The organism is Streptomyces albicerus (assembly GCF_008905045.1).
GTDB lineage: Bacteria > Actinomycetota > Actinomycetes > Streptomycetales > Streptomycetaceae > Streptomyces > Streptomyces albicerus.
In genome coordinates, this window is record NZ_VWMY01000041.1 from 37,793 (window position 1) to 49,330 (window position 11,538).

Genomic DNA, 11,538 nt, shown 5'->3' on the forward strand with positions numbered 1-11,538 from the left:
TCCGGTGGTGATGGTCATGGGGTCACTCCTGCGCTGCTGGTCTGTGGGTCACTCGTGTGCTGCCGGTCACGGGGTCACTCGTGTGCTGCTGGGAACGGGCGGTCGTCATCTGCCGTCCCCCGCCCGCAGCTCCCTGACCGACCCCCGCCGCCCCGTCCACCACGCCTGGCCCGCCGCGACGCCCGTCGCGAGGAGGAGCAGGGTGAGGGCGGGCAGGAGCAGGGACGCCGGGTCGGTGTGCAGTGCGGCGGTGCCTGGCGGGGGCGCGCCGCCGGGGGTGGCGAGGGCGATGGAGGTCAGGTCGACGCCGGGGGCCAGGAGGCGCACCGTCGCCCAGCCGGTCAGCGTGCCGCCCGCCGCGGCGAGGAGGGCTTGCGGCAGCGCTTCCAGTACGAGCAGTCGCCGGCCCTGAGCTCGGGTGAGACCCATGGTGCGCAGTCGGGCCAGCAGGGCGGTGCGTTCGGGCGCCGCGCGCACCAGGGCGAGCAGCAGCGCGAGTACGGCGTATCCGGAGCCCGCCGCCACCGCCACCGCATAGACGCGTTCCGCGCCGGACTGGAGGGGGGAGTCGACGTATCGCGCGCGTTCCTCGGACCGCAGACGTACGTCCGGGCCGGACGGGCCGGACGGGCCGGTGTCGGCGGCCTTGCGGAGGGCGCTCGCGTTCAGGTGGTCGCCCGTCACCAGGAGTGCGGTCGGGCGGGCGGGGACGGTGCCGAGGCCGGTGCGGTCCACGACGACGAAGTCGCTTCCCGGCAGGGCCGGGGTCAGTTCGCGTACGAGGGTGATGCGGATGGTGACGTCGCTGCCGTCCTCCAGGCGTACGGAGAAGGGGCGGGTGCCGTAGCGGTCGGCGACGGAGGGGGAGGCGAGGGCGGGAAGCGGGGCCTCGGCCGAGCCGTCGCCACCCCCTCCCGCTGAGCTGCCGGCCCTCGATCCGGCTGAACTGCCGGCCCCTGATCCCGCTGAACTGCCGCTTGCCGTTGGACTGTTGGCGTCCGCCGAGCCGCCGCCCGGCCCCGCCGAGCCACCTGGTCCCGCCGATCCGCCGGGCCCTGCCGAGCCGCCGGCCCCCGGCGAGCTCCCGGTGCCACCCGAGCCCGCGTTCCCCGCCCCCTCCGACCCGCCCGCGGCCTTCAACTCGTCCGCCGGGAACGCCCCCAGCCCCGTCCGCCCCGCCAGCCGTGCGTACCCCTCGGGATCCACCCCGGCCAAGGGCACCGTCTCCACCCCGGCCCCAGGCTTGGCCTCGTAAGCGATGCTCAGGGGCGTGACCTCCCGTACGCCGGGTGCCGAGCGGATCCGTTCCGGCAGGGCGGCGGGCAGTGCTCCGATGGTCTCGACGCGTGCGTCCGCGCCGAGGGTGAGCAGGGCCGCCCTGTCCCGCGCGTCCGTGACGCCCGCGAGGACCGAACCCCCGAACGCGGCGGTGGTGAGCGCTGTCAGCAGGGCCAGCAGCGGGAGCACCGTGGAGACGGAGGTACGGCCCGCGCGGGCCAGCGACAGGTGGCCGACCGCGCCGCGCAGCCGGCCGGCGGGGCGGGCCAGACAGCGGAGGGGCAACGGATAGAGCCGGACCAGGACGAGCGCGGCGATGACACCGATCAACACCGGGGCCAGCGAGACGAGTTGATCACCCGAGCCACCCGAGCCACCCAGGTCACCCAAACCGCCACCGCCGTCCGAGCTGCCCAGGCCACCCGACCCGCCGGAGCCGTCAGAACCGCCCGACCCACCCGACGTCCCGCGCCTCCGCAGAGCGAACACCGCCCCCGACGCCAGCACGAGCAGCGTGAGTTCGGCGACGGTACGGCGCCGTGAGGGACGTACGGACGCGAGGTCCTCGCGGGCCCCGTGCACGCGTACGACTCGGTGGGCGGCCGCGGCGCGCAGGGGCAGCGCGGCGCAGGCGAGGAGTGCGACCGCGAGGGCGGCCCCGACGGCGTACGACGGGCGGCCGTACGGGACCGCGAGCAGCGCGCCCGCGAGGCCGAGCGCGCCCGCCGGCAGCGCGACCACCGCCGTCTCGGCGAGCAGCCGTCCGGTCAGGCCCCGCAGGGAGGCGCCTCGGGCGCGCAGGAGGGCGAGTTCGGTACGGCGGCGGTCGGCGGAGAGGTGGCCGGCCATGAGGAGGACGACGACCGCGACCGCACCGGTGCCGAAGGCGGCGACGGAGACGAGGGGGCGTACGCCGGAACGGAGCTCGGCGTACGAGGTGAGGACCTCGTCGAGGTCGGTGCTCACGCCGGCGTCCGCGTCCGTGGAGTCGCGTACTTTCAGCAGGCCCGGGCCCGATTCCAGCGAGGCGACGGCCCTGCCCAGGCGGGACAGGTCGTGCGCGGTCAGGGCGGCGGGATCCGGGGCGAGGTGCCAGTAGCGCGCGGGTTCGCCGGGGGTACCGAGGAGCGCGGGGGCGGCGTCCGGGGGCAGGAGGAGGGCGCCGAGCCAGTAGTGGCTCGGTTCGCCCGTCACGGGGAGCCGGATGAGGGACGGGGTGCGCAGGAGGGGCTCGGTGGACCAGTACGCGCCCTCGGGGTTGCGCGGGGCGACGATGCCGGTGATACGGAGGGCGAGCGGGGGACGTTCCACGGCGGGCACGTGGATCACCGAACCCACCTTGATCCGGAGGCGCTCGGCCGTCTCCGTGGTGACCGCGGCCTCCACCGCCGGGGTCGCAGCGGTCACCGTGCCGTCTGCGCGTGGGAGGCGGCCCGCGCGCAGACGGGCGTGCTCGGCCAGCCCGTTCGGCGCGGCGAGCGACATCTGCGCGGGCAGTCCGCTCGGCCTCGGCAGCCAAGTCTCCGGCGCCTCAAGGGGTTTGGCGTTGCGGACGCCGTACGTGGACTGCGCCGGGTCGGTGACGAGCGGCCGTTCGATCACGCCCAGCACTCGCTCGGTCTGCTTGCGCAGCGTGTCCGGGCGCAGGGCCGACTCCCGTTCCGACTGCGGGACGTAGACGGGGGGTTGCGGGGCGGACACCTGCAGGGTTGTCCTGAGCGGCGTGGCGTCCGCGACCGCTCGGCGCAGGCCCGCGTCCTCGTAACGCTCCACGGCCCGGGGGAAGGCCGCGGCCAGGCAGGCGGTCGCCATCACCAGGAGAGCGAGGGCGAGAGCGGCGCCGGGGGCGCTGCGCAGCCGGGTACGGATCCAGGGGGCGACGGGCCGGTCCGGACGCCGGAAACCCGGACGCCGGAAGCTCAGACGCGAGAAGCCCGGGCGCGACCCGAAGTCGGAGCGCGGCTCGCCTCCGTCACGCCGCCCCTGCCCCTGCCACCGCTCACGCCACCGACGCCCCACCTCACTCACTCCCCCGCTCGTGCAACGACCGCATCGACCGCAACGAAGGAGCCGCATCCTCCCGCCGCAGCGCCAGCCCGCCTGTGACGAGCAGCGGCGCGATCACCACGGCGGCCAGCAGGAACGCGACCCGGCCGGGCGGAAGTTCCACCAGTACCTCCGGGACCGGCCGAGCCGCTCCCGACGTCAGCACGATCAACGGAATCACCGCCCGCGTCAGAACCGCCCCCAGCGCCACCCCCACCACCAGCGCCAGCGCCACCAGAACGCCCTGCTCGGCAGCGACCATCCGGGCCAGCTGACGCCGCGGCGCGCCCAGCGCGCGCAGCAGCGCGAACTCGGCACTCCGTGCCCGCACCGACCCCGCCGTGCTCACCGCGAAGCCGACCGCGGCCAGCGCGGCGGCGACCACGGACGCCGCCGCGAACGCCGCCTCGGGACCCGCCCCGAAGGGGTCGTCCCGCAACTGTTCGGCGACCTCGTCCCGCACGACCACCTGCGACGGCCCGACGTCGGGCCGCTCGCGCAACTCCGCCGCCACACGCGCCGCCGCCCCCGGCGCCGTCCGCAGCCACCACTCGGTGGGCGTGACGCTCTCGCCGTACCCCTGGTCCAACGCCCGGTTCACGGACCGGAGATCGACCAGCAGCGCCCCGCCGGAGGCATCCCCGCCGCCGGAATCCTGCGTGGTCGGCAGCGCCCGTACGCTCCCCACGATCCGCACCCGCACGGTCGAGCCGGCGAACGGCACGTCCACCCGTTGCCGCGTACGCGCGCCCGTCGCCTCCAGGAAGCGGTCGGTCGCCACCGCCGTGACCTCGGGTGCGGCGGGCCGGGCCACCCGCAGCCGGACCGCCAACGACGAAATCTCCGAGGTGAATTCACCTGGGGCGTACCCGGTGCCGTAGTCGACCGTCAGCGGGCTCCCGGACTCCACGGTCGGGGGCCGCGGGTTGCTGTCGGCCTTGGGGTCCGCCGTGGTGCTGCTGCTGCGGGACGTCACCTTCCAGGACGCGGGCTGCGTCAGGCGCCGCTCCGAGCCGTCGGGTCCCGTGGCCGTCAACTCCTCGACGGACAGCCGGTGTTGTTCGGCGCGATCCGTCGGCTGGACCATGTCCAGTTGCATTCCGGTCAGCGTCAGCGGCTCGGCCGCGCGGCCGTTCGGGGCCTCGGCGGCCTGCGCCAGGTCCAGGGTGAGCCGGTGCGCCCGGCCGTCGGCGGGGAGTTCACCGACGCGGATGCGGTACGGCGTGCCGTACCGGTCCTCCAGCGTCACCGTCACGTCCACCGACATCTCGGAGCGGTGCGCCGCCGGGTCCGGGTCCGCCGTCGAAGAGTCCGGAGCCTGCGTCGCACGCGCAGCGGCGGCCCGGATCCGCAGCACCAGACCGAGCCGCGTACTCCCCTTGGGCAACGCCGCACCCACCGACTCCGACCGCGGGGGCCCGAGCTCCGCCAGCAGCCGCCCCACCGGCTCCTCCGCCAGATCCCCGCGCATCAACAACCCACCCCCGGCGTCCGATCCGACGTCCGATCCGGCGTCCGTTCCGGAGCCCGCCCCGGCGTCCGCCGTGTCCAGCGCCACCACCGTCGCCGTCCGATTCCCGGACAGCGGCAGCGACGTACGCACCGCGGGAGCGACCCCGCGTACGCCGTCGACGTCCGCGTAGACGCCGGCCCGCCCCAACTCGCCCTCGCCGCCCCCGAGTACACGGACGGACGTGCCGGCCCGGAAGTCCGCCTGGTCGTCCTGCGAGCGGTCCCACGACGCGCCCTGGCCGATCGCGAGCATGCCCAGGGCGATGGCCAGGACGAGCAGCAGCACGGGCCCGGCGCCGCGCATCGGGCGGCGGCTGAACTGCCAGCCCGCGAGCGCCGCGGGCAGCCCCCGGCCGCTCGCCGCGCGCCGCTCGGCGAGGCGGGCGACGGGTGGCAGCAGACGCAGGGTGAGCACGGTTCCGGCGAGCAGGGCGAGCGCCGGGGCGGAGACGAGCAGCGGGTCGATGCCGAGCGTGCCGGAGCCGTCGCCCGTGACGGCGCCGGAGGTCTGCCGGCTCAACTGCCAGTACGCGACCGCCGCGATCACCAGCAGGCCGACGTCCGCACCCGCCCGTACCGGAGCGGGCAGCGAACGGGCCCGCCCGCCCGCCGAACCCCCGGTCAGCGCGGGCACGGTCACCGCCAGCGCGCACCCCAGCGCGACCCCGGCCGCCACCGCCCACACCCCACCACTCGCCACCGAGGTGTCCAGCCGCAGCCCGATCCGCGACAATGCCCCCTGCCCGGCCAGCAGCCGCGTCAGCGGCCCGGCGAGCAGCGGCGCGCAGAGGGCGGCCGGCACGGCGAGGAGCAACGCTTCCAGCGCGGCGAGCCCGGCCACCCGCCCGCGCGAACCGCCGCGCGCCCGCAACAGCCGTGTCTCACCCGCCCGTTCGGCACTGAGCAGCCGGGCCACGAGCAGCAGCGCGTACCCGGCGAGCAGCGCGAGCTGGAGCGCGACGATCAGCAGCGTCGAACGGGAGACCAGCAGCGACCGCTCGACCCGGTCCAGTTCCTCCGGCAACGATGTCGTGACAGCCGTGGTGCCGTGCAGCGCCGGGGCCTTGAGCAGCGTACGAGGGCCCGTGCGCGCCGCGTCCCGCAGCGCGTCGATCCGCCCGGTCGTCAGCGTCGAGAAGTCGGCGGACGCCAGCCAGGCGGTCGGCCCGCCGCTCACCACCTGCCCACGCCCGGCCGGCCGCAGCACCGCCGGATCGGCGAGCAGCGGCCCGTACGTGGTGAAGTCGAGCTTGCTGATCCCGCGGCCGGCGAGGTCGTCCAACCGCCAGTACGGCGAGGTGACGCGGGCGGGCCGGTACAGCCCGGTCACCAGGACCCGTGCCTTCGGACCGTCGAACCGGTCGACGAGCGTCAGCCGCGCACCGGGCTTCAGCCCCAGCTGTCGCGCGGCCGCGTCGGGAAGGGCGACCTCGATCTCCGGTGCGGCCTTCCCCGACCCGCCGCCGGGCGCGGCCGGCAGACGCCCCTCGACCACCCGCACCTGCGTCCGATCCAGCGCCGCGAAGTGCGTGAGATCGGGATCCCCCGAGCGAGCGGCGGTGGGCTGCAGCGACCTCGGCAGCGCGTACGGCCCCGACCGTGTCAATGTGCGCAGCGTCACCGGCAGCCCGTCGAAGGTGCGCCGCGCGCCCTCCCGTACGGTCTTGTCGGCGGCCGCACGCTCCTCCGGGGGGACGTCGGCCTTGACGATCAGGTTCGTGGCCGCCGCGCTCTCCGTACGGGCCGCACCCTCTGTCGTGTCGAGGAGCGAGTGGCGCAGGGCCGCGTCGCCGATCGCGCCCGAGTACGCGGTGAGGGTCGCCAGGACCGCGGTGGTCAGCAGGACGGTGAGCAGCGCGGCGGCCAGCAGCAGGCGGTGTGCCCGCGCGCGCAGTAAGACGAACCCCGTCACCCGGCCCCCCGCCGTATCCCGGACATCCCGGATCTCCGGGCGATGCTGTCAGAGGGAACGGGTCGCGGGTAAGCGCTTGTGATCCGAGTTTGACCGGATCGTGACCGGAATCCGGCGACGCGCGACCGGAATCCGCGCGTCAGCGGCGGTACTCAGCCCGTCGTGTTCACCGGTCAGTCCGTCGTGATCACCGGCCGGCCCGCCGTGTCCACCGCTCAGCCCTCGGTGTTCACCATCGACGCCGCCGCGTACGTCAGGTAGTTCCACAGCGTGCGCTCGTGCTCCTCGGAGAGGCCGAGCTCCTCGACGGCGACGTGCATGTGCTTCAGCCAGGCGTCGTGCGCCGCGCGGTCGACGGCGAAGGGGGCGTGGCGCATCCGCAGCCGGGGGTGGCCGCGGTTCTCGCTGTACGTGGTCGGGCCGCCCCAGTACTGGATCAGGAACAGCGTGAGGCGCTCCTCGGCCGGGCCCAGGTCCTCCTCGGGATACATGGGCCGCAGCAGCGGGTCCTCGGCGACACCTTCGTAGAACCGGTGCACGAGGCGCCGGAAGGTCTCCTCGCCGCCGACCTGCTCGTAGAAGGTCTGCTCCTGAAGCGTGCCGCGCGGAATCTCATTCACGCCTCCATGGTCTCAGACCGGGCGACCGAGGACTCAAGGCGTAGGACCACCGCTGTCGGGCGACCGATTCCGGCCTTGAGGGACTGATTCCGGAACGGTCGCCCCCGGCGCTCGCCTCCCGACCCGTCCCGCAGCACAGTGGACGTATGAGCGCGCACGCCATCGACCACAGGCTCGACGACCTCGCCGCCACGGCGCGAGCGGCGCTGGTGCGCGAGATCGACGCGAGCGGCGCCTGGGACGCGGACCCGGTCTGGCGGGAGGCGTTCGAGAACGTCCCGCGCCATCTCTTCGTGCCGTACTACTACGTCGGCGTGGTGGGCGGCTACGAGCGACGGTGGGGCGAGGACCCCAGCCTGCGCCGGCGCGAGAACTGGATGCGCGGCGCGTACGCGGACGCCCCGCTGGCCACCCGCGTGCGCGACGGCGAGCTGCTGTCGTCCAGCAGCCAGCCGTCCCTGATGGCGAAGATGCTGGCCGAGCTGGAGGTGGCGGACGGGAACAGGGTCCTGGAGATCGGCGCGGGCACCGGCTACAACGCGGCGCTGCTGTCGTACCGGCTCGGCGACGAGCTGGTCACCACGGTCGACCTGGACCCGGAGATCACCGAGTCGGCCCGGCAGCACCTGGCCGCCGCCGGCTACCACCCGACCGTCGTCACCGGCGACGGGGCGCGCGGCTGCCCCGAGCACACCCCCTTCGACCGGATCATCGCGACCTGCACGCTGAACTCGGTCCCACGCCCCTGGCTGGCCCAGTGCAACCCGGGCGCCCGCGTCCTCGCGCCGTTCGCCACCGGCCTCATCGACCTGCGCGTACGGGACGCCGGGCACGCCGAGGGCCGCTTCCTGCACACGCCCGCCTACTTCGTACCCCTGCGCGGCGACACCCGGCCCGAGCGGGAGCTTCCCGACGTGGACCCGAACAGGCTGCCGCGCCGGGCCAGGACCCACGAGCTGTTCCGCTTCCTGCTGGCCCTGACGGCGGGCAGCCTCGACCCGTACGAGGCCTGCGTGCTGTGGGAGCGCGAGGACCAGCCGGTGCGCGAGCGGTACGGGATCACGGTCGGCGACGACCGCGCGTGGGCGTGGCTGGACGACCCCGAAGGGCCGAACACTTGGCCGCTGCCGTGAGCTCCGCTGGTTGGCTCCGCCGGTTGTGCGGTTCGTCTGCCGCGCCGGTGGGGGCTGGTCGCGCAGTTCCCCGCGCCCCTTACGGGGCCCTAGCCCCGCCTGATGGTGATCGTCGTCCACGCGCCCACGTGCACCCGGTCGCCGTCCTGCAGTGGTACGGGGACGAAGGGCTGGATGGGCTCCTCGGCGCCGTTGACCGTGGTGCCGTTGGTGGAGTTCTGGTCGACGACCGCCCAGCTGCCGTCGGGCTGCTGGACGAGGACCGCGTGCTGGTGCGAGACGCCCGGGTCCTCCGGCGGCACCGACAGGTCGATGTCCGGGGACTCGCCCGTGGAGTGGCGGCGGCGGCCGATCGTGATCTGGTTGCCGATGAGCGGACGCTGCTGTTCCGGCGAGTACGCGGGCAGGTTCAGGCCCGCGGCCTCCGGTCCCGAGCGCTGCATCATCGCCATGAAGTACTCGCGGTCGGGCCCGATCGTGATGCTCCACGACAGCGGCTGCTGCTGGTACCCGGGCGGCGCCTGCGTCGAGCCGGGCTGCGGGTAGCCGTAGCCGCCGCCCTGACCGCCACCGGGGCCGGGAGGACCGCCGGGACCACCAGGACCGCCGGGCGCACCGGTCGACGGGGGTGAGAGCACCCAGTCGTCGTCACCGCCCCCGAAGGACTGCCCGCCCGGTGCCTGCGGATGCCCGGTCTCCTGCGGGTACCCGGTCTCCTGCTGGTACCCGGGCGGAGCCGTCGGACCGGACTGCTGGTACCCCTGCGGAGCACCGGGGCCGCCGGGGCCGCCTGGGCCACCGAGACCGTTCTGCCCACCAGGTCCACCGGGACCGTTCGGGCCGCCGGGTCCACCGGGACCGTTCGGGCCACCCGGCCCGCCGAACCCGCCAGGCATCCCGGGCCCCGGCCCCGTGCCGCCGGGTCCGGGCGGCGGCGGAACCGGTCGTGACGGATCGCCGGGGAACCCGGACGGGTCCTCGCCGAACGGCGGGATCGGCTCCGCGGGCCGGTTCATCTGCGACGGCCGGGAGCCCTGGTAGTCGTACCCGCCATGGCCGCCACCGTGCTGTCCTGGCGGCTGCTGTTGGAACCGGAGCGCCGGGTTCGGCCCACCGGGACCGGCACCCTGGCCGGGCCCGGGCGGCCGCGGCGCGGCCGGTGTGTACGAAGTCGCGGTGTTCGTCAGGAAGTTCCACCGGCACTCCTCGCAGAACGGCGCCCCGCCCTCGCGCGGGGTACGGCACTGCGGGCAGAGCTCCGGCTCGGGCGCCGGGTCGGGCACCGCGGACAGGTGCGGGCGGCCGCCCTGGCCGGGCGGCGGAGGAGAGCCGGGCGGCGGATAGCCGTAACCGGCGGCCGGGGGCGGCGGCGGAGGTGGCGGGGGCACGGCACCGGCCATGCGGTGACCGCAGACCTCGCACCAGTCGTCGGAACCCGACTGGTGTCCGTTCGGGCAGGTCGGCATGTCGGCGCTTCCCCCTCTCCTGTTCCGGCCCCGGGGGACCGTATGTCGTGCAAACCGCTTGCGTACTGCTTGTCAGAGCCTGCGCACTGCTCTACTTCTTTACACGAACAGTCTTGGTCGACCGTGTCTCGAGAGTCATCTCGTCGGCCTCCGCGACCTTCGCCTTCAATCGCACAGTACCTGCCGCGGCGTCGACCACGTCCACCACCTTCGCAAGCAGTTTCGCCGTATCCGCGTTTCCGGAGGCACTGGCGAGCTGAACCGCGCGGCCCAGCTTGGCCGTTGCCCCGTCGGCATCTCCCGCTTTACGCGCATCCAGGCCCTGTTGGATGACTTGTGCCAGTTCCGCCTGACCTGTGTAGTGCGCGACCTGCGGATTGATCGACGTGGACGCCGCCATGTCATCGGTCCACACGGCCCGTACGAGCCCCTGAGCGCCCAGGGTCTGCGCGGTGCCGTCGCCCTGCGGGATCACCAGAGAGACGCGGGCGGCGAGCATCTCCTGGCCGATGCCGGCCTCCGGGACCTCGACGCACACGTGGTAGTCACGGGACTCGTCTCCCCAGGAGCCGGTGGGATAGTCCCCGGCGCGCGGGCCCGCCTCCGTGCGACGGTCGGTCAACTCCTCGACCGTGGGCGCGACCTGCTTGACGAACTTGATCGACGTGCCCACCGGGGTCCACAGCCGCAGCGCGACGTCCGCGACCTCCTTGCCCATGGCCGTCTCCATCATCTGCGTGAAGTCGGCGGACAGGCCCGCCGGGTCGGCGACGATGTCGGCGGTGCCGAGCAGCGCGGACGCGATCCCGGTGACCTCCTTGACCTCCCAGTCCGTCCCGACGCCCCGCGCGTCGGCCGTGAACCGGCCCGCACAGGCGTCCAGCGCCGCCTTCAGGTCCTCAGGCGACTCGTGTTCGTTGCGGCCGTCGGTGAGCACGATGCCGTGCCGGATCGCGACGTCCGCCGAGGACAGCAGCCGGTCCGCCAGCCGCAGCCAGGTGCCGATCGCGGTGCCGCCGCCCGCGCTCAGCTTGCGCAGCGCCTGCTTGGCCTGGTCACGGGTCTGCGGATCGGCGACGGCGAGCTGCCCGCCGCCCGGGTAGACCTCCTTGGCCACATGCGTACCGGCGATCACCGCGAAGTGCACACCGTCACGGACGGCGTCGATCGCCGCGGCCGTCGCGTCACGGGCGCCCCGCATCTTGGTCGGCGGGTAGTCCATGGACCCGGAACAGTCGACCATGATCGCCACGGCCGCGTCCGGGCCCTGCCCCGGCGTGTAGAGGTGGGGTGCCGCGACGGCACTCCCAATCGTGCCGCCGCCGGTCGAGGTCACCGTGACGATCGCGTTGACCTCGCGGCCGCCCTCCGGCAGGTACTCGTTCTGGTAGACGTCCACCGAGAACTGCGGCACGTTCGACTTCGAGAAATTGGCCATGCCTTCTCTGATCCCCCTCAGGACTCCCACGACGTGTGGGTGATGTCGGTAGGCGAACCGGTCCCCTCCGGTCCTCGGGCCATCCCGGCCGACCCGTTCGAGCCGGTCGCGATCTGCTTGTTCCGGCAGATCC

Annotated in this window: 6 protein-coding genes; 1 reads left to right on the plus strand and 5 read right to left on the minus strand. The window is 74.4% G+C overall.

What is annotated here, in order from left to right:
• Positions 1-105 precede the first annotated feature (105 nt).
• From GAS53_RS33280 to GAS53_RS33290, 3 genes are all read right to left on the minus strand, one after another.
• Positions 106-3,090 (minus strand): FtsX-like permease family protein, encoded by a 2,985-nt coding sequence (locus GAS53_RS33280; protein ID WP_151481522.1) that lies wholly within the window; start codon positions 3,088-3,090, stop codon positions 106-108.
• 208 nt (positions 3,091-3,298) lie between these two features.
• The gene (locus tag GAS53_RS33285; RefSeq protein ID WP_151481470.1) at positions 3,299-6,748 is read right to left on the minus strand and encodes an ABC transporter permease; all 3,450 of its coding nucleotides are present in this window, start codon (positions 6,746-6,748) and stop codon (positions 3,299-3,301) included.
• A gap of 215 nt (positions 6,749-6,963) precedes the next feature.
• Positions 6,964-7,368, minus strand: a complete 405-nt coding sequence (locus GAS53_RS33290) for a globin (protein ID WP_151481471.1) — start codon at positions 7,366-7,368, stop codon at positions 6,964-6,966.
• Between the two features lie 146 nt (positions 7,369-7,514).
• Between GAS53_RS33290 and GAS53_RS33295 the strand changes: the two genes are divergently transcribed.
• Complete coding sequence (locus GAS53_RS33295) at positions 7,515-8,501, plus strand: methyltransferase domain-containing protein (protein WP_192583389.1); 987 nt, start codon at positions 7,515-7,517, stop codon at positions 8,499-8,501.
• Between the two features lie 89 nt (positions 8,502-8,590).
• Here GAS53_RS33295 and GAS53_RS33300 read toward each other — a convergent pair whose 3' ends face one another.
• Together GAS53_RS33300 and GAS53_RS33305 are read right to left on the minus strand one after the other, a co-directional pair.
• Positions 8,591-9,967, minus strand: coding sequence for an FHA domain-containing protein (locus GAS53_RS33300; protein WP_151481472.1), 1,377 nt, complete (start codon positions 9,965-9,967; stop codon positions 8,591-8,593).
• Between the two features lie 91 nt (positions 9,968-10,058).
• Positions 10,059-11,405, minus strand: coding sequence for a vWA domain-containing protein (locus GAS53_RS33305; RefSeq protein WP_151481473.1), 1,347 nt, complete (start codon positions 11,403-11,405; stop codon positions 10,059-10,061).
• Positions 11,406-11,538: the final 133 nt, after the last annotated feature.

What these genes read in the sequence shown, in the direction of transcription:
- GAS53_RS33295 (WP_192583389.1), top strand. Translation starts at nt 7,515, where the DNA reads ATGAGCGCGCACGCCATCGACCACAGGCTCGACGACCTCGCCGCCACG.
- GAS53_RS33300 (WP_151481472.1), bottom strand. Translation starts at nt 9,967, where the DNA reads ATGCCGACCTGCCCGAACGGACACCAGTCGGGTTCCGACGACTGGTGC.
- GAS53_RS33280 (WP_151481522.1), bottom strand. Translation starts at nt 3,090, where the DNA reads ATGGCGACCGCCTGCCTGGCCGCGGCCTTCCCCCGGGCCGTGGAGCGT.
- GAS53_RS33305 (WP_151481473.1), bottom strand. Translation starts at nt 11,405, where the DNA reads ATGGCCAATTTCTCGAAGTCGAACGTGCCGCAGTTCTCGGTGGACGTC.